Source organism: Paenibacillus sp. Z3-2, assembly GCF_054161325.1.
Genome location: NZ_CP096397.1, coordinates 5,461,800 through 5,487,206, shown reverse-complemented (window position 1 = coordinate 5,487,206; position 25,407 = coordinate 5,461,800). Strand labels below are relative to the sequence as shown.

Below are 25,407 nucleotides of genomic sequence, written 5' to 3'. Positions count from 1 at the left end.
AATATTTAAATTAAGTTGTTGACAAAAAGTAAGTATATAACTTATACTCAATACAAGAGATAAAGAGTTACGCAAATGACCAACTTAATCCGATGAACTTCTCGGATAAGTGCACCATTCATGAGATGAAATGTGAACCAGTTGAAGGGGTTTCGACACCACATCATGAAGAAAAAAATTTAGCATAATATCTTTAATCTAAGAATACTATTTTGTATATATTGAATGGAGGAAAAGAAAATGATGTTGGACTTAGGATTGTTGTTGATTCGTTTGGTGATTGGATTGTCGTTCATGGCGCACGGGGCACAAAAGCTGTTTGGATGGTTCGGAGGTTACGGGATCAAGGGTACAGGCGGCTGGTTTGAATCGATGGGGATGAAGCCAGGTCCATTGGTAGCGTTACTGGCTGGACTCGCTGAGTTCGGTGGTGGACTGCTGCTGGCTCTGGGTCTGCTCACACCGGTAGGTGGCATTCTGATTGCATTGACGATGGTTATTGCGATTGTGAAAGTCCATGGTGCGAACGGTTACTGGTCCACACAGAACGGATTCGAATATAATCTCGCGATTCTAGTCGTTGGTGTAGCGCTGGCTCTGACGGGTGGCGGACAATACGCGCTGGATGCATTGATTTTCTAAACTCGATAACGAGAAATGAATGAGGAGTACCTGGATGCCATGATTATGGCTGAAGGGTGCTTTTTTTGCAAGGGAAAAGAGAAGAATCTGCTGCAGTAATCGGTTATTTTCGGTACAGATTATGGTACAATAGGAGAGTTGGGTTAAGAAGCAGTTCACGGTATGGATGAAAGCACAGATTTGAGGAGGATGAACTCCATTGTAAATGTGTAAAATTAATCTAGTGAGTAAACATCTCGTATGCAAAATGACCAGTGTACAATCAACCGGCCTCGCCGGATTGCATAAAGATTGAATGATGGACCGGCCATGCCGGATTAACGTGAATGAACGGACGAAAGGGATTAAACCTATGAGCAAAGCTGCAAATGATATTCTTCAACAGGAAGTGGACAAACGCCGGACGTTTGCCATTATCTCTCACCCCGATGCGGGTAAAACCACATTAACCGAGAAACTGTTGCTGTTCGGGGGCGCGATTCGCCTTGCGGGAACGGTAAAAGCTCGGAAAGCCAGCAAGCACGCAACAAGTGACTGGATGGAAATTGAGAAACAACGGGGGATCTCGGTTACCTCTTCCGTAATGCAATTTGATTATCTGGATCATCGCGTCAACATTCTGGATACACCGGGTCACCAGGATTTCAGTGAAGATACGTATCGTACACTGACGGCTGCCGATAGCGCGGTAATGTTGATCGACGTGGCAAAAGGTGTCGAGGCACAAACGATCAAATTGTTCCAGGTGTGTGCTAAGCGTGGCATTCCAATCTTTACGTTTATCAACAAACTCGACCGTGAGGGTAAAAGTCCATTTGACCTGATGGAAGAGCTTGAAAATGTACTGGGTATTCGTTCGGTTCCGATGAACTGGCCTATTGGTACAGGTCGCGAGCTTTGCGGTGTGTACGACCGGATGAAAAATCAGGTGGAGTTGTTCCAAGGGGACGATCACTCGACGATTAAAGTACAAAAGGTAGATGGCTATAAAGATCCAATTATCCGTGAGATGGCTGGAGAATATCTGCATGATCAATTGTGTCAGGATCTGGAGTTGCTGGATATCGCGGGCGACCCGTTCGACATGGAGAAAGTTCAACGCGGTGAATTGACCCCTATTTTCTTCGGTAGTGCGATCAACAATTTCGGCGTGCAGACTTTCCTGGAGAATTTCCTGGAACTGGCACCGAAGCCTGAGCCACGTCGCAGTACGGCAGGAGAGATTCAGCCAACGAATGAGAAATTCAGCGGTTATGTATTTAAAATTCAGGCGAACATGAACCCTGCGCACCGGGATCGTATTGCATTCCTGCGTATTGTGTCAGGCAAGTTCCAACGTGGAATGAGTGTGAAGCATACTCGTGTGGGCAAAGAGATCAAGCTGTCACAGCCACAGCAGTTCCTGGCACAAGACCGGGATATTGTAGAAGAGGCGTATGCCGGCGATATTATCGGTCTGTTCGATCCGGGTATCTTCCGGATTGGTGATTCATTGAGCCAAGGCAGCGAAGTTATTTTTGAAGAATTGCCAACGTTCTCGCCAGAGATTTTCGCTAAAGTTACCGTTAAAAATGCGTTGAAACATAAACAGTACCAAAAAGGAATTGACCAGTTGACGGAGGAAGGAACCATTCAGGTATTCCAGACGGCAAGTTTCGACGAGACGATTCTCGGCGTAATTGGTCAACTTCAATTCGAGGTATTTGAATACCGGATGAAAGGCGAGTATGGGGTAGACGTGCAATTACAGCGTATGCCGTATCAGTTCGCTCGCTGGATCGTGGACGAGAATCTGGACGCAAGTAAATTCCGGATTAACTCTGCGCTTGTAAAAGATAAAAAAGGGAATTATGTAGTGCTCTTCGAAAATGAGTACGCAATGAGAACGGCTATGGATAAAAATCCTACAGCTCAATTCCTGGAGACTGCGCCTTAAGTGAAGGCAGACGTATTCCGTAGTAATCATTAAAAGGGTTAGTCAAACGTGACAAGCTCACGCGATGAGATAGCGCCTGTTAAAAAATATGATCCCTCCGCCGATTGGCGGGGGGATCTATTGCTATACACCTTACTTAGAGGCGGGTATGATCCAGCCGAATAAGGGAAAGCTTTCTTTTGCAGACAGAACAAACGTAATGATGGTTACCTTACCCCTCCATGCTCCAATTAACGAAGCGGTTGGACGGGAATGGTGTGCAGATGCTCCTGCGCGATTTGAATCATTTCTTCCTGCTTGGCAGGTTCTGTATTCTTCCAGATCATCTCGAAAATGGCGCCAAGTCCAGGTAATGCAGCTTCCGGTCCATCTACTGAACCTTCAATCATCTCCCGGAGCTGATCATCACTCTTGTCATGAACTTTATGAACAATCGCTTCACGCAGGCTTAATGTAATGGGCATCGCAATTCCCTCCTCGTATATTCGGCTGCTCTTATACTGTTCCCAGGGAAGCGTGAGCGCATTCAAGTTTATCAGGCTTTGTGGTATACTACGAAGGATTATTTACGTTAGCATGGGTATCCGTAATGATGCGTCATGCTGAAGTGCAGCGGGAGGTTAAAGACCTAATGGCCAAGAAACAGTATGCCGTAATTGGCATGGGACGGTTCGGATCAAGTGTTGCCAATGCACTGAGTGGCATGGGATTCGACGTGCTGGCAATTGATGCGGATGAGCAGAGAACTCAGGAGATGTCCAATGTGGTGACCCATGCAGTATCGGCAGATTCAACAGATGAAGAAGCGCTGCGTGCGCTAGGCATACGGAATTTCGACGTTGTCGTTGTGGCGATTGGTGAAGATATTCAGGCAAGTATTCTGACAACCCTGATATTGAAAGATATGGGTGTACCCGTTCTGATCGTAAAAGCTCAAAATGAGCTTCATGGTAAGGTGCTGCAAAAGATTGGCGCAGATAAAGTCATCTATCCTGAGCGGGATATGGGACTGCGCGTAGCCCATCATCTGACCTCGCCTAATATACTGGACTACATCGAGTTGTCTGAGGATTACAGCATTCTGGAGATGAGAGCTTCCGAGGAAATGATCGGTAAGAACCTGATGGAATTAAATATTCGTGCACGTTTCGGATGCAATGTGATGGCGATCCGCAGTGGGAACTCAATGAACATTTCGCCGTACGCGGAAGACCGAATCGAAGCTGGAGATGTGCTGATCATTGTGGGTCACAAGGATCATTTGACGAAAATGGAGCTTGCGTATCCGAAGTGATGGATGCAGATGGGAAGGATGGAAAGATGGATATTGTATCACCGCAAAATACCCGTGTAAAAGAATGGGCACAGCTGCTGGAGAAAAAGCATCGTACCCGTCAACATAAATATATTATTGAAGGTATTCATCTTGTCCAGGAGGCATTGCGCGCCGGAGCAGATCTGGAGTGCATCGTGTACGACGGGGAGCAAGGCGTACCGATTGAACTTGCAGGACTTGAGAACCCGCTTCAGCGTGTGGAGTGGGTCAGTGTATCACCTGCGGTTATCGCCAAATGTACGGATACGATGACTCCACAGCCTGTATTTGCAATTGTACGTAAAGGCAGTGAGCCACTGGAAAAACTGATCGCGGGAGCGCGCGGACTTGTCGTGGTGCTGGATGGAGTGCAAGATCCAGGGAATGTGGGGACGATTATTCGTAGTGCCGATGCAGCTGGAGCAGCGGGAGTCGTGCTCGGCGCTGGCTGTGCTGATGTATATAACCCGAAGACGATTCGCTCGACAATGGGGTCACTGTTTCATTTGCCCATTGTGGAGGGTCAGTTGGAATCCTTGCTTCCCGAAGCGAAGGCTGCAGGTGTGAAACTGGTCAGTACTTCTTTGCAGGCAGAGCATTCATGCTATAGTTATGATTTTACACAATCTGTATGGCTTGTAATTGGCAACGAAGGTAAGGGCATCTCGGATTCTACGGCCCGCTTGGTGGATGATGCGATTACGATTCCGATGCAGGGACAGGCTGAGTCGCTTAACGCGGCAATGGCGGCAACGATTCTGTTGTTTGAGGCGATGAGACAGCGGATGTGAAAAATAACTGTCCAGAGTCAATCGAAGACTGGTAGAAATGCAGCGTATCCAAGCGCACATTTCCCCAGTCTTTTTCTCTTTCTTTCCCTTTTCCTCAAGCGTTTCTCATTCTTTTTCCCTGATCTTCAGCTTTTGTCTATTAATTGCTCACCTTTTTTGTACAGTAATTAAAGGCCTTGTGGGGAAAGGGATTAGGGGATGTTGGAGGAGGGAAACATTACTCCACTCCAGTAGAGGATTCGATACTTCGCTCACGTCTACCTGCGGACATGAACTTTGACAAAGTAATAATGGATTGCATTGAACTTGGCTACCACTCGGTTGTTCTCAATCGTTCATAGGGTGGTAAGTAAAACAAGTCAATCATGACGATTAATCATGTTTAATCACTACATCTGATAATTCTATTTTTCATCAAGCTATGGCTAACACGAAACCTAAGATTATGCCCAAAAGGGCAATCAAACATACCCATTTAGGCGATGTATTCAATAGGTTATAGTACTATAATTAGATTGAAACTTTACCCAAGGAGATTTGTAATTTAGGTGTATCATTAAGTAAGTGTATCTTTGCTAATAATAAGTTATGTAAAGAGATTAAGATGATAAAACTTGGACTGGGGTTATTATGGTGACTAATAAGAAGAATAAACTTGAGACTATACATGAATTATTTGAAACAAGAAAGCCCATTCTCATTTGGTTGATCTTTGTATACGCAGGATCTGTTACACTTCAGTTTTTGGATGATCCTAGAGTTATCAGTAGTTTGGTATTTACGGGACTATTTGTTCTCCACGCCGCGTTGCATTGGATTTCATATCGGGTTAGCCAAAGACATTTTTGGTTTTATTTTGGAATACAAGGGATCTTAATTTACCTGTGCGCTATACTTTTTCCCGGAAGTTATCAGGCAGTGTTGGTGGGGTTGCTCCCCGTATTAATTGCTCAAAGTTTAGGTTTTTCTTTTCGGATTAGTAGGGTGATATTTATAGCTTTGATTAGTATTATTATATTTTTCGACTCTTCTTTAACAGTTGGTGATACAAAGGAACTGCTGGTATTCATTCCGATTTTTGTGATGATGCTAATTATCGTAATAGCTTATGGAATACTATTTTTCCATCAAGTTCATGAGCGAGTCAAGCTGCAAAAGTTTTTGAATGAACTGCAAGTGGCTCATCAAAAGGTCGAAGAACTTACATTGTCCAATGAACGGCAGCGAATGGCTAGGGACTTACATGATACTCTTGCCCAAGGAGTCGCGGGTTTAATTATGCAATTGGAAGCGTCCAACGCGCACATTATGCAGGGGAATACGGAAAAGGCTCATAACATTATAATTCAATCCATGCAGCAAGCACGTAGAACACTGGCTGAAGCACGCAGGGCAATAGATGACCTTAGAATTAAATCAGCACCTGATATTGATTTTAAGGAAGCTGTCGAAGATGAAGTAAGGCACTTCAGACATTCAACGGGTATTCAGGTAGACTGCAATATACAATTGAATCAACTACTATCAAGAGTTTTGATGGAACATAGTCTTCATATCGTCAGAGAGGTGTTGACGAATGTTGCGCGCCATGCCAAAGCAAATGTAGTAAAAGTCAGTGTTATCGTCTCGAACAATCAACTTCAGATAGAAATATCAGATAATGGAAAAGGTTTTAATCCAGATGCGATCGGAAAGGAACCTGGTCACTATGGGTTACTTGGAATCCGTGAGCGAGCAAGATTGATTGGTGGACATATCAAGATCGATAGCAGCTCAGAAGGTACAGCCATAACGCTGTCAATGACAATTAATGAAGGAGGTCAACATGAGCCCTTATAAAATTATGTTGGTGGACGATCATTTTGTAGTTCGTGAAGGACTCAAGCTCATATTAGAGACCAGCGAAAAATATCAAGTCGTAGGGGAAGCTGTAAATGGACAGGATGCGCTTGAGAGGGTTGAAGAGCTTGAGCCTGACATAATTCTAATGGATCTGAATATGCCTGTTCTGAGTGGACTCGAAACGATGAAGGAATTCAAGAAGAAAGGCCTTACGATCCCTATTATTATTCTGACCACGTATAACGAGGATGAACTGATGATTAACGGGTTGGCTTTGGGAGCCAAAGGGTATTTGTTAAAAGATACAAGCAGAGAAAGCTTGTTCAGAAGCATTGATTCTGCAATGCAGGGGGAAATGCTCTTATCTGAGGAGATGCTAGAGCGAGTAATGGCTGCTAAATTAAAATCGCTACAAGAAGTCAAGCAAGATGTCAAACTTTTGAGTGATAAAGAAAACTACATTTTGCAATGCGTGGCTAAAGGGTATAAAAGCAAGGAAATAGCATTTGACATGAATATTGGAGAACGAACAGTCAAGGCTCATCTAACGAACATATACAATAAGCTTGGGGTAGATTCGCGGTCACAAGCAGTAGCAACTGCACTAGATCGAGGTATTCTGAAACTATAATTATTGATCAACGCCAACTAGCATGCAGGGTACCGACCTGCATGCTTTTTTCGTTGGTATAGATTTGATGACATTGAGTACATATATTGGAGATTAGATCCATAAAAGAGTGATATAGCATTCCCCAAAGGGCAGATTCAAATGCCCATTGGGACGATGTTACTGTCTAAAACTAATTATAAAATAAGAATATATTAGATATAGGAGCAGAGGAGACGATACTGAAATGGCAAAAATGTTATACAGACTGGGATTTTGGTCTGCCAAGAACCGCATTAAGGTAATCATCGGATCAATTATGGTCATGTTGATTACCTCAATGGTGGCAATGGGGATGGGACCGAAGCTCAGTGAAGAAACTACGATACCCGGGTTAGAGTCGATTGAAACGATGGGGCAGATGTATCAGGAGTTTCCGTCAATGATAGATAGCAGTAAAGAAATTCAGCTGGTTCTCAAAGCGCCTGCTAACGAAACATTATCATCTGAAAAGATGCAACAACTGATTGAAACACAACTTCAGAGCATATCGAAAGATCCTGCTGTAACTGAAGTCTCCGGCCCATATGATAATAAATCGATGAACACGGATGGCACAATAGCTTATGCGTCAATCTCTTATAACAAGGCTGATGGTGATGTTAAAGAAACTTCTAAAGAGTACGTAATTCATGCCGCAGAAGCTTTACGGAATGCCGGACTCCAAGCGGAGCTCACTGGATCTGGTTATGTGAAGATGGAGATCGGTGGAGCTACAGAAGGAATTGGTATTCTAATTGCACTTGTTATACTTTCCATTGCTTTCGGATCCCTACTCACTGGAATCATTCCGATTCTAACAGCAGTCATTGGTCTTGGGACCGGCGTAATGCTGATCATCCTGGGGTCTAATTTCTTAGATACACCTTCATTTGCCTTATCATTGGCGAGTATGATTGGACTTGCAGTAGGTATTGATTACTCACTATTCATTATTTCAAGATACCGTCAAGAGCGTGCGAGAGGTTTTGAGAAAAGAGAAGCTATTGCAATAGCTAATGGTACAGCAGGCAGTGCAGTTGTTTTTGCAGGTGTAACCGTAATTATTGGTCTTGCAGGTATGGCAGTCGTAGGAATTCCTTTCCTTACAGCAATGGGGTTAGCTGCTGCGCTTTGTATTTTTGTAGCTGTTTTAATTGCAATAATCACAGTACCGGCCGTACTTGACGCAATGGGTAGCAAGATCAAGGTTAAGCCGATAAAGGACTCTGGGAGATTGAATCGGACAACATCCCGAGGAAATCTGTGGGGGAGATTAGTGACAGGGCGACCTTGGATCACAGTGGTTCTCGGAGTGGCACTCCTCTCGACATTATCGGTACCATTCTTACACATGGAAACAGGTACTATGGATGATGGATTAAAGTCAACCAGTATGACGGAACGACGAGCATACGATTTGTTGTCTGAAGCATACGGTGTGGGGTACCATAACCCTCTGATGATTCTTGCAAAAATGGATGGAAGTGCTGAAGCTGATGTTAATTTGGCGAAAACAGTAGAACAACTTAAAACCTATCCAAACATTGGGATGGTTGCCGATCCGGTTAAAGGAGCATCTGGAAAAGTCTCTTTGATTAACATTATACCGGCTACAGGTCATGCTGATGTGGAAACGGTAGAACTAGTAAAAACGATTCGCAGTCATATTCCTGAGATTGAAAGTCAGAACCATGTGCAACTTAAAATAACGGGCAGTACAGCAATCAATATTGATATTTCTCAAAAACTGAACGAAGCATTACCTGAGTTCTGTATCATAATCGTTAGTTTGGCCTTTCTCCTACTTATGATGGTATTTCGTTCCATATTGGTTCCGATTAAAGCAGTGCTCGGTTTTGTTCTCTCGCTTGGAGCAACAATGGGATTCATTACCTACGTTGTCCAGGATGGATATTTCCAAAATCTCTTCGGCTTCAGCGGACAATCACTTGTGCTTAACTTTTTACCGATAATGGTTGTTGGAATCTTGTTTGGATTGGCTATGGACTATGAGGTATTTCTGGTTAGCCGCATGCGTGAGGACTTCAAAAAGAACGGTGATGCCAAACAATCTGTACTCGCAGGAATTCGGCACAGTGGGGGCGTAGTTACAGCTGCAGGATTGATCATGATATCCGTATTTGCAGGGTTTATGATGACGAATGATCCAAGTATCAAGGTAATGAGTTTTGCACTTCTCTTTGGGGTGTTGTTTGATGCATTTGTTGTCCGTCTATTGATTGTCCCAGGTGTGATGATACTTATGGGTAAATCGGCGTGGTACTTGCCGAAATGGTTAGATCGACTTCTGCCGAACTTGGATGTTGAGGGTGAGAAGGTGATGGAAATCGTTGAAAAACGGCACCAAACACGTACGAATTCACACGATCTCTTTCCAGAACCCATAAATAGAGGATAGACGTAAATTGGTTGTGCCTTGAGAATTATAGATTTCAGAAAATTATAGATAGGTTAAACGCTGTAGGGGATGGAGGAGTTGCTCCTTCTCCTTTTTAATAATTTCAGAGGATGAATGGTATGTACAAAAGAAATGAAGGCGCGGGTAGATTACATCGCCGAGCCTATGAAAATCTGTGTTTATTTAGTTTTATTCTCCTGTTGAAAAGTGTAGTAGCATGGTCTGTTGTATTTCATGATGGAGCCAATTGGGCTATCATTCAAACAGAGCTCCCTTTCTTTATCCTGGTGTTCAGCCTGATTGAATGGTTTGCTGCCAAGAGGAAAGTTTTATACTACATGCTGGTCAATTTCTGCATGACTTTAATTTATTTTGCGGTCATCATGTACTACAAATATTATGGTGTTATCGCTACGTATCATTCACTTAAACAAGCCAAAAAGGTTACTCATGTAGGAGAAAGCGCATTATCTTTGCTTACACCCTATTATCTATTCTTGTTTATTGACATTGTCTTATTCCTAGTTTTAATTATCCAACCTAAGTATGGTTCAATCTGGAAGAAGCCTACTTTACGTATGAGTCACAAGGTGTTAACTTGTACGATCAGCGCATCATTCGCATTATGTTTATTCAATATCTGGCCGGTTCATGCTAGTATGAACGAAATCAATAAAGCGAAGAGTATGGGGATTCTTAACTATGAAGTCTATAAGGTTGTTGCCGATCGTTTAGAGAAGGAAGTACTTATAGCTCCTGGTGATATCTCGCAAGAGGCAATCAATGATACCAAAGGAACTTCTCCACTTAAAGATGAACCGAAGTTTCATGGAATCAATAAAGGCATGAATTTAATTCTCGTACAGATGGAATCCTTTCAAAATTTTTTGATTGACCTCAAAATGGATGGTCAAGAGATTACTCCTAATTTAAATCAGTTAATTAAGAACAATACGTATTTCCCTCATTTCTATTCTAATGCTGGACAGGGGACAACCTCGGATGCCGAGTTCGTCGTAAATACATCCTTTTACGTACCTAAGGATGAACCAGCAACTTCATCAAAATATATGGATAAACAACTGCCAAGTCTACCACATTTACTTAAGGAAAATGGATATTTTACAGCGACGTTCCATACCAATAGTGTGGATTTCTGGAATCGCAATAGATTGTATCGTGCAATTGGTTTTGAACGTTATTATGATCGAGCATTTTTCGGAGAAGATGATCCTATTGCTTTTGGCGCATCGGATGAAGTTTTGTACTCCAAAACATCTTCTGAAATGTCCATTTTGGATGACCGGAATCAACCTTTCTATGCAATGGTCATATCCATGAGTGCACATCATCCCTATCACTTGCCTGAAGAAAAGGTTGAAATGGAGCTGCCTGATCGTTTCAAGGATACATTGATCGGTGATTATATTCAGGCTCAACATTATGCAGATGTTGCGCTGGGTCAGTTTCTTGACGAAATGATAGAATCTGGACTATGGGATAACAGCTTGGTCGTTTTTTATGGAGATCACCAGGGGATTCCAATAACTGGACTTACAGGAGAAGAAAAAGAACTGATGAATCCCTTGTTAGGTCATGACTATGGGTACACAGATATGATGAACATCCCTTTCATTGTGCATTCGCCTTCAGGGCAACTTCCTCCTGTAATAAACACTACCGGTGGACAAATCGATATTCTGCCAACCGTAGCCAATCTGTTGGGAACTCCCTTGGGACATCAACTGGTTTTAGGTGAAGACCTGTTTAATCAAGAGAGTAATTTGATTCCGTTAAGACACTTTCTACCTGATGGTTCTTTTATAAATGATAAAATATTATATATGACAGGTAATAATTATGCCGACGGAGTACATTATGAATTAAGCAATAACAGCATCGTGGAAGGGGGATCTACTCCATCTCAATTCTCGACCGCCCAGTATTTACTAGACCTTTCCAATAGCTATTTATTACAGTTACCTGATATCTACAGTAATCAGGAGAATGAGAGTAAGAATGAAATGATTGAAGATTAATTATTTTGTCCTTAGGGATACAAGCAAAGGGAGACATCTTTAGTGGATGTCTCCCTTTGCTTGTTGTCTATAAGTGATGTTTCCCATCGTTTGTTCCTCAGATATGAACTAAGCCTTTTGTGTGGTTGATTAGATTGTATCAAATTTTAAATGGACATGAAATGGGATGTAATGAGATATTCAGCAATTGAAGTATATGCCCAAAGGTACAATGCTCTCTGCCCCAAGGTACATTACGCTAATTTCTAATTAAAGATAAAATGGGTACATACCATCTACTAAATTGTTTTAAAGGAGACGTTAAAAATTGATTATACATACAGATATAGGGAAGATAAATGTTTTAGATCAGGCGATTACAACAATTGTTTCAGTAATTGCAAGGTTAGAATCTGGAATTATACTGTTGTCAACAGGAGCCGTAGATAGCTTGATTAAACACGTGAGTGGGAAAAAAATGCATAAAGGAGTATCTGTTACATTCTCAAACTCAAAATTAATCATCGAGCTTAGAATTGTTGTACCTTACGGAGTGAAAATCCAATATGTCAGCCGTGAATTACAGTCCAGCATATTTGAAGCGGTGAATAATATGACGGGTATTTCTCCAGATCAAGTCCACATTCGTGTTGAGGGAATTAAACTGGCCGAAACGAGACAGTCATGATAACGCAGTTGGAATCTAGGGCGTGGCGTGTCTGTCCTAAAATCATGGTTATTTCGAGAACTACTCCGACAGCATGAGGAGCTGAATACAGTATAATGTTTAGTGATACGTTATTAGAACTTGTTACTCAGTATGGATATGTATTCTTTTTTCTAGCTTTTTCACTAGGTCCGTTTGGCATTCCTGTACCTAACGAAATTATTATTGTATCTGGATCGATATTAAGCCATACAGGTGTCGTCAATTATTGGGCAACTTACAGCTCCATTCTAACAGGCTTATTGACGGCAATCACATTTTCCTATACCATAGGAAGATTTTTTGGTCATAAATTCAAAAAAAGATGGTTAGACAATCGTTACTTCTTAAAAGCGGAATCTATGTTGAAGAGAAAGGGCGATTTAGCCATGTTCATTGGAATGTTCATTCCGGTGGTGCGCTATATCATGCCCTTACTGATAGGAATGAGCGAGATTCATTTCAAGAAATTTGCTATCTTTACGTATTCAAGTGCTGTGACCTGGACAATAACCTATTTTGCTTTAGGAATTTATTTTAAAGAACCTGTTTTATCAATGATGCAAATCTTGGGATATTGATATATGATAAAATTGTTATAATCCGAAAAGCTAGGCTTCCATTTAATTTCTGGAGTTAATGAGTGTATATGCTCTGCCGTATTCAATCAATTCTATGGCGGGGCTTTTGTTCAAAAAATCGTAAGTCCTTTCTTAATTAAAGAAAGACTTTGCTAACTTTAAAATGATAAAGAAGGAGATGATTTGTAATTAAAGAAACTTACATACAGATCCGAGAAAAATGCGCTCCATATGTTTGGGTTTAAACATCGAAACTATTTTCTTCGTCGATTGAAAGCACTTCTTCTGACCATTATGTTGGTCATTATTATCATATTTAGCTTGTTGGTATATAGCTATAGTAGTCTTATTTTGCATTTCGATTTACTTAAAGGCATTAATGAGATAACAAAGCTGTTGTTAGCTATTTTGAGATGGACTGTAGTTTTAATGTTTATATTTTTTACAATTAAAATTGTTTATATGGTTACTCCTAGATATCGAATTCCGGGAAAGTATACGAATTTTGGAGCGCTTTCTATAAACGCTTATCATTATCGGATCAAACAAGCAAGTTGATTATTGCAATATGAATGAAGTACACTATATTTGGAACAAATGAGCGTGGGATTTAACTGGAATAATTCATTATTTTAGTGATGATCAGAACTACATTCATAAAACATATACGGGAAGCGTCCATTGCTGGATACTTCCCGTAATGTGTTTTCTGCTTGCTGAACTGAACTTGTAGTCAGCAGTTTCTAATAAGTTTTATTGGTGTTCTCATAAACACCTGGGTCACTTGGTCCAGGATTCAATAACTTTTAAGCTGTTACCCTCCTCGGCAAAGTGTAAAAACTGCATTATGTCGCTAGCAGTTTTTTCCCCTGTCTTCGTGTCCTCATTGGTAATTCTATAGTGAATGGCTGCCCAGTCACCGCTGATAAGCATATTATCAAAACGAATACGCTTTACATCGGTCGATTCCGCATCTTTCTTCACGAAATCCTTATACTCCGGGAGAGTCATTGTCTTTGCATTTGTATGATATTGCAGGTCGCTGTCATAATACGTATCGGCCCAGTCACTCCAAGCATCAAAGCCCTGATTCCATTTATCAAAGTCGCTCAATATGGTGCTTTGAATTTTCTTAGCCTTATCGGTATTAATAGCCGTAGGATAAGTAACAGGATATTTGGTTTCGAGATCTGTGGTATCAGGGATCTTTGCATTGACGATTTCATCCAATGCAGCTTGCTGTGCCGCCTTCGCCTCATCGGTTTGGAAACTTGTCAACCCGTCAAAATCCATCCCCTTTGTACCAGCCCAGCCTTCAACAACCCGAGTTCCCAGCGGATCACCATAGTCCTTGAAATGGACGAACTCCATCACGCTTCCATCGGAAGATTGTTGGCTCCCTCTGGCAGTCGAAGAGATGTCATATCGAATAGCTGCCCAATCGTCATTAATGATCATATTGTTGAAGTTACCCATCTGAATATCGGTAGACTTCAGCTGCGCATTCATGGCAGCTTGATATTCTTTCAAAGTGAGTTTCACGCTGTGGACATTATAGAGGGAGTCCTCTGTATATAGAGTGTCGCCCCAGGCTTCCCAGGCTTCATAACCTCGATTCCAGTTCTCAAAGCCGTTTAGGAGTCTATTCTGTATATTCTTTTCCATCTCAGTCTCGATTGGTGTGGGGTTAATGATTGGGAAAGTAGCCGCAAGCTCTTCGGTATTATCGTAAGAGTCAGAAATACTGACCGTAGATTTGCCCGAATTCCAATTCTCCTCAACTTTGGAAGGGCTCGAATTTGTATTATTTGTACAACCCACAGCAACTGTCATAATGGCCAAAGCTGTCAGACTTGCCGTCAACATTCTTATCGTAGTATTCTTCATAATCATTCTCCTCTCAATAGTTGAATAAACATCATGCTTCGCTATACCCAAAACAAAATTAGTAGCTTATACATATACTACAACTGAAAAAAAATTGTAACATCGTTCAAAAAGGCAGATTTATTCTGCCCTTTCGGGCATTATGTATAACCTATCCCGAGCAAAGTAAATGAATTCAGGCATGAAAAATAAAATATGGTACTTAATACATAAGGAAAATTGATAAATTAAAAAATGAAGTATTCCATGAACGACGCGTCTTTAAACAAAGCGGTAGGTTTCGGAACAGACCCGAAAGGGAAGGAACATTCGCCCTTATGTACGATGTTGTACATTCGTAAAGAATATAGACTTGAAACATAAAGGAAAGGGAATCTATTGAGAGGGAGCATTCCAGTGATGAAACCAAAAATGATTGTAAACCCCGTTTCAGGGCAGCATACAGCATACAAAACGAAGGCCTCAGTTATAGAGTATATGAAAAAGAAATACGCTTTAAATGATAATGATATCTTCTACACAAGTAAGGAGAATAATGATTTAGGAACTTCATTTTTTGAAGATTGTGATTCACTGGTTATTGCAGGTGGTGACGGAACCCTGCATTACGCCATTAACACCATTAAAAATCTAGGTCTAGATTTACCTCTAGCTTACCTACCGACAGGTACAGTCAATGATTTTGGAAATGCTTTGAAATTACCACGATCATATGGAGGTTTCACTAGAATGCTCGAAAAAGGAATGACCAAGAAGATAGATATCGGATTGGCTGGAAATGAATATTTTCATTACGTTGTGGCTGGTGGTGCAATGAATTCAATCAGTTACACCACCAACCAAACCCTAAAAAAAGTTATAGGGGATAAGGCTTATTATTTGTCCGCTCTACCTAAACTTCCCAAAATATTATCGGGAACACATATTAAGATTGAATGTGAACATTTAGAACAAGAACATGATGCACTTCTTTACTTAGTTTCAAAATCAGCGATTATTGGCGGAATTGAGGGCATTATTCCGGATGCTAAGATGGATGACGGTCAACTTCATGTGCTTGTAATTCAAAAAAAATCATTGTTTAATACCTTTCAACTTCTTTTAGATATAAAAAATGGAACTCATCTTGACCGCTCAGATGTCTTGTATTTTAAGACAAAACGTTTAAGAATTACTCAATATGGTGATAACATAGCAAAAGTGGGGATTGACGGTGAGATGCACACTACTGGGCTAATGGACATTGAAGTTATCCCGCGCGGATTAACTATGATAGTCCCGTGCAGTTCGGATGTGGCGTAGATTGCTGTATCAACATTGAGAACCCGTTTGATTGGATTGTTTATATACTATTTAACTGTGACTGGGCAAGAAAATTTCTCTGGATCGGCTTATTATGTAAGAAGAATTGAAAGTATCTAACCGTTCCCATTATAATAACTGGAAACGGCTACTACTAAGGCTGGATGCTGGTTGACGATTCACTCAACCAATTCTCCAGTCTTTTTCTAATTAACACAACTTAAAATGAAATGTGCGCCAAAAATAATTCTTTACTGTTCGTTCTAGAAATGATATGCTACAGCAAGTTAGATCTAACTGCTTTTTTTTTACAAATTAAAGAATGATCGTTCTAGAAAACTGAAACTATACTAATCTAGAATTTGAGGGAGAGAATATGATGAAATACACGGTGATTACAGGAGCAAGTTCAGGTATTGGATATGAAACGGCATTGGCATTTGCAGCTCGTGGGGAAAACTTGATTTTGGTAGCTAGAAGATTGGATAAACTGGAAGAGCTTAAATCCATCATTCAGGGTATCGATCCTAAAGTAACTGTTGTCGTTCACACAAGTGACCTGTCTGTTACCGCAGAGGCGTACGCGCTGTATAACGATTTGAAAGAATATCAGATTGAGACTTGGATCAATAATGCGGGGCTTGGAGAAGGTTCGTTCATTGCTGAACAGAATTTGGATAAAGTGGAGACCATGCTACGTGTTAACATCGAATCTCTGACCATTCTCTCTACACTGTATGTGCGAGATTATGCAGATGTTGAAGACACACAGTTGATTAACGTCTCTTCCGCACTCGGATATGCCATTGCTGTAGGCAGTGTTGCTTATTCTGCATCAAAATACTACGTTAGTGCCTTCACAGAAGGTCTTGCCAAAGAACTGGAACTGAAAGGTGCAAAACTGAAGGCGAAAGTCCTGGCACCAGCGATCACGGAAACAGAGTTTGTACAAAAATCAATAGATGCTGAAGGATTTGATTACAAAGCAAATATGCCTAAGTACCACACGGCCAAAGAAATGGCTGGCTTTATGGTAGATCTCTATGATCATAACGACGTAGTCGTAGGGATTGTAGATCAGAACTATGATTTTCACTTAAGAGGCGCAATCTATCCGGTCATTTCAGAATTGAATTAATACATCTGTAAAATTATTAATGAAGGCCGGAAGAACTTTGGAAGATCTCAACGACTTCAACAAGGTGCGTCACTGAATGAAGCAGATCCGAAAACATTCTTTGGATTGGGAAGTAAGGGCTACACGGATTATCCTACGTTGGAAGAATTAAAGTCGCAAGAGGGGCTAAACTAGCACAAGCTGTAACGTGGCGTACAACTGAATTGTGCGCCATGTTCTCACATAAATTGAACTAATCATTTACACATTAACGGAGAGGACAGAAAGAACCTGAAAAAGCGAAGCGTTCGCCTTTATCAGCGGATTTTCCCTTTAGAAAGGGATCAAAAAAATAACAGCGATTGGAAGGTTGTTCTGTCATCGTAGTGTCAGTGTGAATAATCTTTAGTTCAACTTATATAGTCTATAAGCAAAGGAAGAGGATAAATGATGAGAGCAGCTCAAATACAGAAATACTCCAAAAAAATCCAAGTGGGAATTAATAATATTGAGACACCTCAGATTGATAGCCGTGAGGTCCTTGTTAAAGTGAAAGCTGCGGGTGTAAATCCGCTGGATATATTGAATATGAATGGCAGTGTTCGGATGATTGCCGACTATACGTTACCTTTAACGTTAGGGAATGAATTATCGGGTGTCATTGAAGCCGTTGGTAATGATGTTTTGAATTTTAAAGTTGGGGATTCGGTTTATACAAGGTTACCTCTGAATAAAATTGGTGCTTTTGCTGAATACGCCGCTGTGCATGAGGATGCTTTATCCATAATGCCTGAGAATCTGTCTTTTATCGAAGCTGCTGCAGTACCCCTTACTGCCCTGACCGCGTATCAAGCATTGCATGATGTACTCCAAGCTGAGCCGAATAAAAAGCTGTTTATTCCTGGCGGAACCGGGGGATTCGGTGCAATGGCCATCCCGATTGCCAAGTCCATGGGATTAACGGTTATCACAAGTGGCAGTGAGAGGGGCAGAGCACGTACTCTATCCATTGGAGCAGATCAATTCATTGATTATAAGACCGAGCAGTATGCTGACATTCTGTCCGATATGGATTATGTGATCGACACCTTGGGTGCGGATGAGATCAAAGCTGAACTGAGCATTTTGAAACCACATGGCAAATTAGTTTCTTTGAAGGCTGGACCCAATTATCGCTTTGCAGTGGACAGTCAATTCCCGTTGTGGAAAAGAGCACTGTTTGGTCTCGTAGGTGCGCGCTTGGATTCCATGGCACGTAAGACTCAAACTGAATATCGTTTTTTATTCGTTCACTCCAGTGGAGTTCAATTGCAAGAGATTACAGCTCTTGTAGAAAAAGAAGACATTAAGCCTTCGATCGATTCTACGTATACGTTTGATGACATTGAAAAGGCATTGATCAAAGTATCAACGGGTCACTCCCAGGGCAAAGTCATCGTTACCTTTTAATGACTCGTTAAGATCATGCTCATGCTATTCAATGTTCGTTTTCTGAACAGGAGGGAAGCCAATGGCGAGAAGCAAAGAGTTCGAAGAGTCTGTTGTACTGGATAAAGCGATGAGACTTTTTTGGGTACAAGGCTATGAGAATACATCCATGACGGATCTGGTTAATCATATGGGAATTCATCGTAAAAGCTTGTATGACACATTTGGCGATAAACACACCTTGTTTCTGAAGTCAGTAGATCTGTATGATCACAAAATCAGCTCCGCCCTTGCAGCAGGCGTAAAGCATTCCCAAACGGCAACGGAAGCACTTCAGTTTATATTTTTTTCTTTGATTCATGGAGAGGAGCATCCAGCATCAGGCTGCTTCATTGTTAATTCGACGGTAGAATTGGCGGCACGGGATGACGACATGAACAACCGATCGACGGAGATGTTTGCCAATGCAGAGAACCTCATCAAGGACATTATTGTGTGGGGACAGCAGGAAGGTGAATTCACAACGGAGTACAACGCCGAAGTATTGGCGGAATATCTGCATAATGTAGGCGTTGGGTTAGGGGTGATGGCCAAGACTTCGATGACCAAAGAAAAACTCTTACGTATAGCGACGCTATCGATGCACTTTATTTTAAGATGATCTATTTTTTTTACTATTATAGAACGTTCGTTCAAATATTGATGTTCCAGGTGAAACATATTTTATAGAAAAGAGAGGCAGGCAACAACATGAGAAAGACAGTTCTAATCACAGGGGTATCGGGTGGGATCGGTAAAGAGTTAGCAGATCGGTTTGCCAAAGGTGGGCATCATATTGTGCTGGTAGCACGAAGCGGGGGTAAAATACAGGATCTAGCTCAGGAGTATCAGAAAAAGTATGGCATTCAGGCGACGGTTATTGCCAAAGATGTAGCGGAACCTGGGGTACCACAGGAGATTTATCATGAGCTGAAGGAAAAGGGCATTGTTGTTGACTATCTTGTCAACAATGCGGGCTTCGGCCTGTTCGGGACATTTATGGAGACGGATCTGGAACAAGAAATTAATATGATTGACGTGAATATTAAGGCTTTAACGGTCATGACCAAGCTGTTCTTACCGGATATGATCCAACGTGGGCACGGCGGAGTGATGAATGTGGCTTCGTTGGTAGGCTTTTTCCCTGGACCAATGATGTCGGTATATTATGCGACGAAAGCGTATGTGCTATCGTTCACTGAAGCTTTGGAGAATGAAGTAAACGGTACTGGTGTTACGGTGACGGCACTGTGTCCAGGTCTGACATCTACCGGATTTGTTGATCGTTCGGGTATGGGTGTCTCGAAGATGCTGCAAGGCCCGATCATGGAAGCGGGACAGGTAGCGGAAGAAGGATATCAAGGCTTCTTGCGTGGCAAGACATTAATTATGCCAGGGGCTCGTAACCGCTTCATTGCATTTATCCCGCGCTTGTTACCGCGTAAGATGATGACTCGCATGATTAGATCCACACAGAACAAGACAGGACATTAAACATTTAAAAAGGAGATGCCGATATGATTTTTTATGATTCCCCTCAAGCAACCGTTACATGGAATAAGGAAGATAAGGTAGTTGTTTTGCAATGGAAGAGCTTTGCGCAAGGTGAACAATATCGTACACCACTAAATAAATTGTTGGAGTTAGGGTTGCACAAGAGTGGTATCCGAGATCACTCGAAGCAGGACTTAAGTATTCAGCACTGCTTGTTCCTCATAAAGCGATAGCTAAATCGAGTGCAAACCGAATGCTCTCAGGAATGGACATATCCAATCCATCTCAAGAATTCCATGACATAGATGAGGCATTTCATTGGCTGGCAACCGTAAAATGAGAAGGTAAAAACATGTTATGCATAAATCAATTCAGTTCGTTAGCGATACTAAAATCAGGTTTCTCCCAATTCTCTCGTATCACTGTGTCCTTCATCGTCCCTTTTACGACAAACATACACAAAAACAGGAGGGAAGCTGAGGGGCTCGAATTCCACAAGAACAGCAAACATAGAGCTCTTGGAATCAGTAAATACTCTGAGTACAATTTGGAGAAAAGCTTCATCACAGTAGTAACCACCCCTATAAAGTGCTCCTTACATCCGCTTTCGAAAGAAAAAGAAGTAAGTCGATGGAATAATTAAAATCCCAATAAATCTATATATCGTGGCGTAAGCCTCAAAGTCGATTCTGGCGATTACAAATCCGACAATTGAAATAAGTAAAAGTAAAAGTAAAAGTAAAAGTCCAAAGGTAATCTTATAACTCAGATGCAAAACCTCCATTTATATCAAAATTAGGTATATTATATCATGATAAACACCAGAGGACTTTTTTGTATCAGATTCAACTATACCTACTCATTCAATAAATAAATTCGAACGATATGATGCTGGCGTGCCAATATATAGTGTAAGGAGGAAGGGGATGGCTAATGAGTGAGCAGGATGAGTACATAGAACTCGTTACGTTAATACGTGCTGGGCGTGAAGAAGCATATGGAGAATTATATGAGAAAACAGTGACGAGGATATATCGAACTGTGCGTTTTCTCATCAAGGACAAATCTGACGCGGAGGATGTGGTACAGGAGATTTACATTCAGGCTTATCGGTCATTAGAGCGATATGATGCGGAGCGTGCTTTTCGTCCCTGGTTGATGGGGGTGACGATGCGACAGGTTCAGAGTTATCGACGCAAAAGGTTGATGCAGTTTCGGTTTAGCAAGCGGGTCGAGAAATCTGACGTAGGAATGGAATATGATTTTTCCACTGATCTGATCAACAAACTGGGGAATCATTCTCTGCTAGAACAGGTGCGCTGCTTACCGTACAAGCTGCGGCAGGTGGTCACACTTCATTATTTAAATGAATACACGCAAGAGGAGATTGCTGGCATATTGGAGATTCCGCTTGGAACCGTAAAATCGCGCATACATGCGGCGCTGGCGAAGTTGAGACAGAAAGAAAAGATGAATCCGAGGTTGCGGGGAAAGGTGGAGGATCTGCATGAAACTCGATGAACAGTTGCGAAAAGCTTATCAGGAAGAGACACAAGACTGGTCGATTTCTGCGAGAACAAAATATAAAATTATGGATGGTATTCGAAGTGATTCATACCGCAGAAAGAGTCGAAAAAAATGGCTGGTCACTGCGCTATTGGTTGCTGTTCTTATCATTCCCACCGGAGCCTATGCAGGGTACAGCTATCTTGCAGATGGAATATATGGTTCACAGGAAAATATCACAGCTATGGGGGGAACAGCTGAGGATTATATGAGGTTGGAAGCGAAGCTGCAGACGGCCAAGGCCCATTTCAGCGAAGACGAATTTGTTCAATACATGGACTTGTTAAAGCAAATGGGGCAAATGGCTTTGAAGTATGCCGATTCTCAGGGCAATATGCATCCAGAGCAGTGGAGTACAGTGGAGCAAGAACGGTACAGCCTTCTTGTAGCTGAGTTGGAACCGTTTTTTGAGAAGCTGGAAGCTGTGAGTGTAGGGTCCTCCAAAAAACTGATGGACGAGCAGCAATTTTGGACGGAACAGTTGGAACAGGCAGAAAAGACATTTACCAAGGAACAATATCGTGAGTTCAAGTCTGTCTATGAACAAATGAAAAAATACCAAGTTATGGTGATGGACAAGGATGGAAGTATCCATGAGGAACGCTTGTCAGCGGAACAGAAGGATGATTTAAGGCATCTAGAGAGACGCCTAATTCCCTATTTGAAACGGTTGGAGCTCAATGTGCGTTGAGTTGGGCGGAATTGTGAAAGAGGAGCAGAAGCGGAGAAGTGAATTCTTTCGCTTCTTTCTTTACGTTGTGATCCATTATTTCCTCCCCTGCACATTCAGTCGATACTGATGCGGTGTTGTACCTGTGGCAGTACGGAATACTTTGCAAAAGTAGGATGGGCTGGTCATACCGACACGGTGACCGATTTCGGGAACCGTAAGGGAGGAACGGGTGAGCAGTACGCACGCATGACGAATGCGGGTAGCTTGAGCATAAGCGACAATCGTGGTGCCGGTCGCTTTTTTGAATACATGAGACAGATGATAGGGAGATAGATGAAGTGTATCTGCGATATGCTCCAAACGGAAAGGCTGTGAATAATGCTGTTCGATCCACTGCATGGCAGCTTCGGCATGAGGATGAAGAATCCCTGAATTGAATGCGGTGCCCGCATGTGAAGGACGAGTTGCAACATCTTTCCATAAGTAGCGAAGTTGCGTAAGTGAATCGAGCACAAAGAGACAGGTGTCCTCCCCAGCTTCATGAGGTAGCAGATCTGGATAAGTCTTATCGAATTGTTCCATTCGTTGAATGAGTGGGGAAGTGGCAGCAAGTCGGATGGGCTGAATGGGGGATTGCTCTGCCAGCAGATCCTGTACGAAATGGTGAGTCGCAATAAAATGTGACCAGTGTGCCTTCAAAAGATCAAGTTCAACCATGAGTACATTTCGAATGAAAGGTTGTTGTCGGGATACTTGAATCTGGACGTGGTGCAATTGAAAAGGCCGAAAAATCATGAGCATACCGGGTTCAAGGGAGAACATCTGGCCTTCTGTTATCAACTGTCCGTATCCCTGATGTATGTACGTAATCTCCATCTGTGAATGAGCGTGGAACACCTCGCGAAACGTAGTGTTGGATATGCGACGACAGGCCAGATTAAATTGTTCTCCCAGGGTGATGGACATCATGAACCCCTCCCTTAACATGCGCAAGATAGTTTCATTTTATCACAAGATGAACGCATAAAAGCGCTTTATTATTGTGTATTGTGAAGGGACTAAGGGAGGTATGCAATGATGTTAAAAGTGGCGATTATCGGAGCAGGTGCAATTAGTGGAGCGCATATCTCAGCATATTTGGCATTTCCTGAGCGATGTCAGATTGTTGCTGTGGTCGATATGTACGTGGATAAAGCACAGAAGCGAATTAATGAATATGGACTGGAGGGAGCGCTGGCCGTTGCCGACTATAACGAATTATTAAGCGAGCATATTGATTTGGTATCTGTGTGTACGCCGCCGTATACGCATGCTCCAATTGCATGTGATTTCATGCATGCTGATGCACATGTACTGGTCGAAAAACCAATGGCATCTTCCTTGGAGGAAGCGGATCTGATGCTGAGAGCAGCGCAAGAAAGTGGAAAGCTGTTATCGGTAGTAGCTCAGAATCGGTTTACGACTCCAATGATGAAACTGAAAGGTGTGTTGGACAGCAAACGGATGGGCCCTATAGTACATGTGCAGGTTGATTCGTTCTGGTGGCGAGGTCACAATTATTATGACCTGTGGTGGCGTGGAACATGGGAAAAAGAAGGAGGGGGTTGTACTCTTAATCATGCGGTGCATCATATTGATGCCATGCTCTGGATGATGGGACCTCCAGTGGAATTACAGGCCATGATGGCAAATACGGCACATGACAATGCCGAAGTCGAGGATGTATCCATGGCGATGCTTCGCTTCCAGGAAGGGGCGCTTGGCATGATTACCAGTTCGGTGGTGCATCACGGAGAGGAGCAGCAGTTAATTTTTCAGGGCAAAGAGGCTCGGGTATCTTCACCTTGGAAAGTGGTTGCTTCTACAGCACGGAGTAACGGATTTCCGGAATCCAATCGGGAGTTGGAACAACAGATTCAGAAGCTCGCTGACGAATTGCCAGATGTTATTCATGTGGGCCATGCTGGGCAAGTTGAGAATGTGTTAAACGCGATTGAGACAGGATCCCCGTTACTGGTGGATGGGAAAAGTGGCCGCAATACGCTTGAACTGATTGTAGGCATTTACAAGTCGGCGTGTACAGGAGAAAAGGTTGTTTTTCCACTAGGGTCGGAAGACGCGTTTTACACAAGAGAAGGAATTATGCAACATGCCGTACACTTTTATGAAAAAAAGACGACGGTGGAGAACTTCGAGGATTCGAGTATTACACTCGGAAGCAAGTTGGATTCGTGATATTCGCATAAAAATCGCATAAAAAGATGCCAACTCACGTCTAGTGACTTTGGCATCTTTTTTCTTTTGAGTGATTAAGAATAACATTCCGCTCCAAAATATTCTATTTCGGAGTCAGTTAATCATCTATTAGAAACAATATTAAAGACATGAATAATATGACGTTTATACGTGTGTTTTGCATCTCCCGTTTGTAATCCCTATTTCGCCTTTAAATTAAGGAATGCTACAGCCACTTATCAGCCCAACGTTCCACGGCGCTTAGCGCTCTCCCCAGTTCCGTGCCTTTTCGTGACAACATATATTCAGTCCGAACTGGACGTTCCGTGACCACATGGCGAACCACAAGTCCTTCTTCCTCCAATTCCTTCATTCGCTCATTTAACACACGTTTGCTCAAGTCAGGGATATAAGCGTGAATCTCACTGAAGCGTTTGGGCTCCTCCATCAATGCATGGATAATGAGGGCTACCCATTTTCGGCCAATGATCTGATAAGATTGTTCCACTTTTGTGCATATTTGCTTGGCATTCTCATCATCGCTCATGATTGTACTCCTTTGATTTAGTATTGCTTGTATTATCATTAGTATACTTATTGTAACCTACTTGTCCACAGGCCATATGTGTAAAATGTCACATACCAATTGTTCTTAATGTTACCACATAAAGCGTTATCATCAAATAAAAACCCTATAAACACTGGAGTTCACAGGTTCGACACGATTGTTGACGAATTGTGACGACAGGTGTAATATGGGTAAC

Annotated in this window: 23 protein-coding genes; 19 read left to right on the top strand and 4 right to left on the bottom strand. The window is 42.1% G+C overall.

What is annotated here, in order from left to right; all coding sequences use genetic code 11:
• Positions 1-243 precede the first annotated feature (243 nt).
• Together M1D71_RS24575 and M1D71_RS24570 are read left to right on the top strand one after the other, a co-directional pair.
• Positions 244-642 (top strand): DoxX family protein, encoded by a 399-nt coding sequence (locus M1D71_RS24575; protein WP_458127349.1) that lies wholly within the window; start codon positions 244-246, stop codon positions 640-642.
• 352 nt (positions 643-994) lie between these two features.
• Positions 995-2,578: a peptide chain release factor 3 gene (locus M1D71_RS24570; protein WP_336764565.1), complete on the top strand. Its 1,584-nt coding sequence runs from the start codon at positions 995-997 to the stop codon at positions 2,576-2,578.
• 230 nt (positions 2,579-2,808) lie between these two features.
• Here M1D71_RS24570 and sspI read toward each other — a convergent pair whose 3' ends face one another.
• Positions 2,809-3,042 (bottom strand): small acid-soluble spore protein SspI, encoded by a 234-nt coding sequence (sspI, locus tag M1D71_RS24565; RefSeq protein WP_458124064.1) that lies wholly within the window; start codon positions 3,040-3,042, stop codon positions 2,809-2,811.
• 167 nt (positions 3,043-3,209) lie between these two features.
• Here sspI and M1D71_RS24560 point away from each other — a divergent pair, with 167 nt between their 5' ends.
• From M1D71_RS24560 to M1D71_RS24520, 9 genes are all read left to right on the top strand, one after another.
• Entirely contained in the window at positions 3,210-3,872 is a 663-nt protein-coding gene (locus tag M1D71_RS24560; RefSeq protein ID WP_458124063.1) for a potassium channel family protein, read from the top strand.
• 26 nt (positions 3,873-3,898) lie between these two features.
• Entirely contained in the window at positions 3,899-4,684 is a 786-nt protein-coding gene (locus M1D71_RS24555; RefSeq protein WP_458124062.1) for a TrmH family RNA methyltransferase, read from the top strand.
• A gap of 630 nt (positions 4,685-5,314) precedes the next feature.
• Positions 5,315-6,523, top strand: a complete 1,209-nt coding sequence (locus M1D71_RS24550; RefSeq protein ID WP_458124061.1) for a sensor histidine kinase — start codon at positions 5,315-5,317, stop codon at positions 6,521-6,523.
• A complete protein-coding gene (locus M1D71_RS24545; protein WP_458124060.1) occupies positions 6,510-7,157 on the top strand; it encodes a response regulator in 648 nt (215 codons plus the stop codon). Before M1D71_RS24550 ends, M1D71_RS24545 begins: the two co-directional genes overlap by 14 nt.
• 226 nt (positions 7,158-7,383) lie before the next feature.
• Positions 7,384-9,597, top strand: a complete 2,214-nt coding sequence (locus M1D71_RS24540; RefSeq protein WP_458124059.1) for an MMPL family transporter — start codon at positions 7,384-7,386, stop codon at positions 9,595-9,597.
• Positions 9,598-9,716: 119 nt separating this feature from the next.
• Positions 9,717-11,636: an LTA synthase family protein gene (locus tag M1D71_RS24535; RefSeq protein WP_458124058.1), complete on the top strand. Its 1,920-nt coding sequence runs from the start codon at positions 9,717-9,719 to the stop codon at positions 11,634-11,636.
• A 307-nt stretch (positions 11,637-11,943) separates the two neighbouring features.
• Complete coding sequence (locus tag M1D71_RS24530) at positions 11,944-12,303, top strand: Asp23/Gls24 family envelope stress response protein (protein ID WP_458124057.1); 360 nt, start codon at positions 11,944-11,946, stop codon at positions 12,301-12,303.
• Between the two features lie 95 nt (positions 12,304-12,398).
• The gene (locus M1D71_RS24525; protein ID WP_458124056.1) at positions 12,399-12,902 is read left to right on the top strand and encodes a DedA family protein; all 504 of its coding nucleotides are present in this window, start codon (positions 12,399-12,401) and stop codon (positions 12,900-12,902) included.
• Between the two features lie 231 nt (positions 12,903-13,133).
• Complete coding sequence (locus M1D71_RS24520) at positions 13,134-13,460, top strand: YhjD/YihY/BrkB family envelope integrity protein (RefSeq protein WP_458124055.1); 327 nt, start codon at positions 13,134-13,136, stop codon at positions 13,458-13,460.
• A gap of 222 nt (positions 13,461-13,682) precedes the next feature.
• On the opposite strand, the gene M1D71_RS24515 is transcribed toward M1D71_RS24520, so the two are convergent.
• Positions 13,683-14,789, bottom strand: a complete 1,107-nt coding sequence (locus tag M1D71_RS24515; RefSeq protein WP_458124054.1) for a nuclear transport factor 2 family protein — start codon at positions 14,787-14,789, stop codon at positions 13,683-13,685.
• 399 nt (positions 14,790-15,188) lie between these two features.
• Here M1D71_RS24515 and M1D71_RS24510 point away from each other — a divergent pair, with 399 nt between their 5' ends.
• The 7 genes from M1D71_RS24510 (at position 15,189) to M1D71_RS24480 (ending at position 22,426) form a co-directional block, all read left to right on the top strand.
• Positions 15,189-16,091: a diacylglycerol/lipid kinase family protein gene (locus tag M1D71_RS24510; protein ID WP_458124053.1), complete on the top strand. Its 903-nt coding sequence runs from the start codon at positions 15,189-15,191 to the stop codon at positions 16,089-16,091.
• Between the two features lie 379 nt (positions 16,092-16,470).
• Positions 16,471-17,229: an SDR family NAD(P)-dependent oxidoreductase gene (locus tag M1D71_RS24505; protein WP_458127348.1), complete on the top strand. Its 759-nt coding sequence runs from the start codon at positions 16,471-16,473 to the stop codon at positions 17,227-17,229.
• Between the two features lie 429 nt (positions 17,230-17,658).
• Positions 17,659-18,657, top strand: a complete 999-nt coding sequence (locus M1D71_RS24500; RefSeq protein WP_458127347.1) for an NADP-dependent oxidoreductase — start codon at positions 17,659-17,661, stop codon at positions 18,655-18,657.
• A gap of 61 nt (positions 18,658-18,718) precedes the next feature.
• On the top strand, positions 18,719-19,297 hold the full coding sequence (locus M1D71_RS24495) for a TetR/AcrR family transcriptional regulator (protein WP_458124052.1): 579 nt from the start codon (positions 18,719-18,721) through the stop codon (positions 19,295-19,297).
• An 89-nt stretch (positions 19,298-19,386) separates the two neighbouring features.
• Positions 19,387-20,169: an SDR family NAD(P)-dependent oxidoreductase gene (locus M1D71_RS24490; RefSeq protein ID WP_458124051.1), complete on the top strand. Its 783-nt coding sequence runs from the start codon at positions 19,387-19,389 to the stop codon at positions 20,167-20,169.
• A gap of 933 nt (positions 20,170-21,102) precedes the next feature.
• Positions 21,103-21,690 (top strand): sigma-70 family RNA polymerase sigma factor, encoded by a 588-nt coding sequence (locus M1D71_RS24485; RefSeq protein ID WP_458124050.1) that lies wholly within the window; start codon positions 21,103-21,105, stop codon positions 21,688-21,690.
• The gene (locus tag M1D71_RS24480) at positions 21,677-22,426 is read left to right on the top strand and encodes a DUF3600 domain-containing protein (RefSeq protein ID WP_458124049.1); all 750 of its coding nucleotides are present in this window, start codon (positions 21,677-21,679) and stop codon (positions 22,424-22,426) included. Before M1D71_RS24485 ends, M1D71_RS24480 begins: the two co-directional genes overlap by 14 nt.
• A gap of 75 nt (positions 22,427-22,501) precedes the next feature.
• On the opposite strand, the gene M1D71_RS24475 is transcribed toward M1D71_RS24480, so the two are convergent.
• Positions 22,502-23,377, bottom strand: a complete 876-nt coding sequence (locus tag M1D71_RS24475) for an AraC family transcriptional regulator (protein WP_458124048.1) — start codon at positions 23,375-23,377, stop codon at positions 22,502-22,504.
• Positions 23,378-23,485: 108 nt separating this feature from the next.
• On the opposite strand from M1D71_RS24475, the gene M1D71_RS24470 reads away from it, so the two are divergent.
• The gene (locus M1D71_RS24470) at positions 23,486-24,643 is read left to right on the top strand and encodes a Gfo/Idh/MocA family protein (protein WP_458127346.1); all 1,158 of its coding nucleotides are present in this window, start codon (positions 23,486-23,488) and stop codon (positions 24,641-24,643) included.
• Between the two features lie 226 nt (positions 24,644-24,869).
• On the opposite strand, the gene M1D71_RS24465 is transcribed toward M1D71_RS24470, so the two are convergent.
• The gene (locus M1D71_RS24465) at positions 24,870-25,190 is read right to left on the bottom strand and encodes a winged helix-turn-helix transcriptional regulator (protein WP_036605715.1); all 321 of its coding nucleotides are present in this window, start codon (positions 25,188-25,190) and stop codon (positions 24,870-24,872) included.
• Positions 25,191-25,407: the final 217 nt, after the last annotated feature.

Bases quoted from the DNA above. Each gene is read 5' to 3' on its own strand.
- M1D71_RS24525 (WP_458124056.1), top strand. From the start codon at position 12,399: ATGTTTAGTGATACGTTATTAGAACTTGTTACTCAGTATGGATATGTA.
- M1D71_RS24510 (WP_458124053.1), top strand. From the start codon at position 15,189: ATGAAACCAAAAATGATTGTAAACCCCGTTTCAGGGCAGCATACAGCA.
- M1D71_RS24535 (WP_458124058.1), top strand. From the start codon at position 9,717: ATGTACAAAAGAAATGAAGGCGCGGGTAGATTACATCGCCGAGCCTAT.
- M1D71_RS24490 (WP_458124051.1), top strand. From the start codon at position 19,387: ATGAGAAAGACAGTTCTAATCACAGGGGTATCGGGTGGGATCGGTAAA.
- M1D71_RS24515 (WP_458124054.1), bottom strand. From the start codon at position 14,789: ATGAAGAATACTACGATAAGAATGTTGACGGCAAGTCTGACAGCTTTG.
- M1D71_RS24465 (WP_036605715.1), bottom strand. From the start codon at position 25,190: ATGAGCGATGATGAGAATGCCAAGCAAATATGCACAAAAGTGGAACAA.
- M1D71_RS24500 (WP_458127347.1), top strand. From the start codon at position 17,659: ATGAGAGCAGCTCAAATACAGAAATACTCCAAAAAAATCCAAGTGGGA.
- M1D71_RS24485 (WP_458124050.1), top strand. From the start codon at position 21,103: ATGAGTGAGCAGGATGAGTACATAGAACTCGTTACGTTAATACGTGCT.
- M1D71_RS24475 (WP_458124048.1), bottom strand. From the start codon at position 23,377: ATGATGTCCATCACCCTGGGAGAACAATTTAATCTGGCCTGTCGTCGC.
- M1D71_RS24540 (WP_458124059.1), top strand. From the start codon at position 7,384: ATGGCAAAAATGTTATACAGACTGGGATTTTGGTCTGCCAAGAACCGC.
- M1D71_RS24470 (WP_458127346.1), top strand. From the start codon at position 23,486: ATGTTAAAAGTGGCGATTATCGGAGCAGGTGCAATTAGTGGAGCGCAT.
- M1D71_RS24545 (WP_458124060.1), top strand. From the start codon at position 6,510: ATGAGCCCTTATAAAATTATGTTGGTGGACGATCATTTTGTAGTTCGT.
- M1D71_RS24575 (WP_458127349.1), top strand. From the start codon at position 244: ATGTTGGACTTAGGATTGTTGTTGATTCGTTTGGTGATTGGATTGTCG.
- sspI (WP_458124064.1), bottom strand. From the start codon at position 3,042: ATGCCCATTACATTAAGCCTGCGTGAAGCGATTGTTCATAAAGTTCAT.
- M1D71_RS24555 (WP_458124062.1), top strand. From the start codon at position 3,899: ATGGATATTGTATCACCGCAAAATACCCGTGTAAAAGAATGGGCACAG.
- M1D71_RS24495 (WP_458124052.1), top strand. From the start codon at position 18,719: ATGGCGAGAAGCAAAGAGTTCGAAGAGTCTGTTGTACTGGATAAAGCG.
- M1D71_RS24550 (WP_458124061.1), top strand. From the start codon at position 5,315: ATGGTGACTAATAAGAAGAATAAACTTGAGACTATACATGAATTATTT.
- M1D71_RS24505 (WP_458127348.1), top strand. From the start codon at position 16,471: ATGAAATACACGGTGATTACAGGAGCAAGTTCAGGTATTGGATATGAA.
- M1D71_RS24560 (WP_458124063.1), top strand. From the start codon at position 3,210: ATGGCCAAGAAACAGTATGCCGTAATTGGCATGGGACGGTTCGGATCA.
- M1D71_RS24520 (WP_458124055.1), top strand. From the start codon at position 13,134: ATGTTTGGGTTTAAACATCGAAACTATTTTCTTCGTCGATTGAAAGCA.
- M1D71_RS24570 (WP_336764565.1), top strand. From the start codon at position 995: ATGAGCAAAGCTGCAAATGATATTCTTCAACAGGAAGTGGACAAACGC.
- M1D71_RS24480 (WP_458124049.1), top strand. From the start codon at position 21,677: ATGAAACTCGATGAACAGTTGCGAAAAGCTTATCAGGAAGAGACACAA.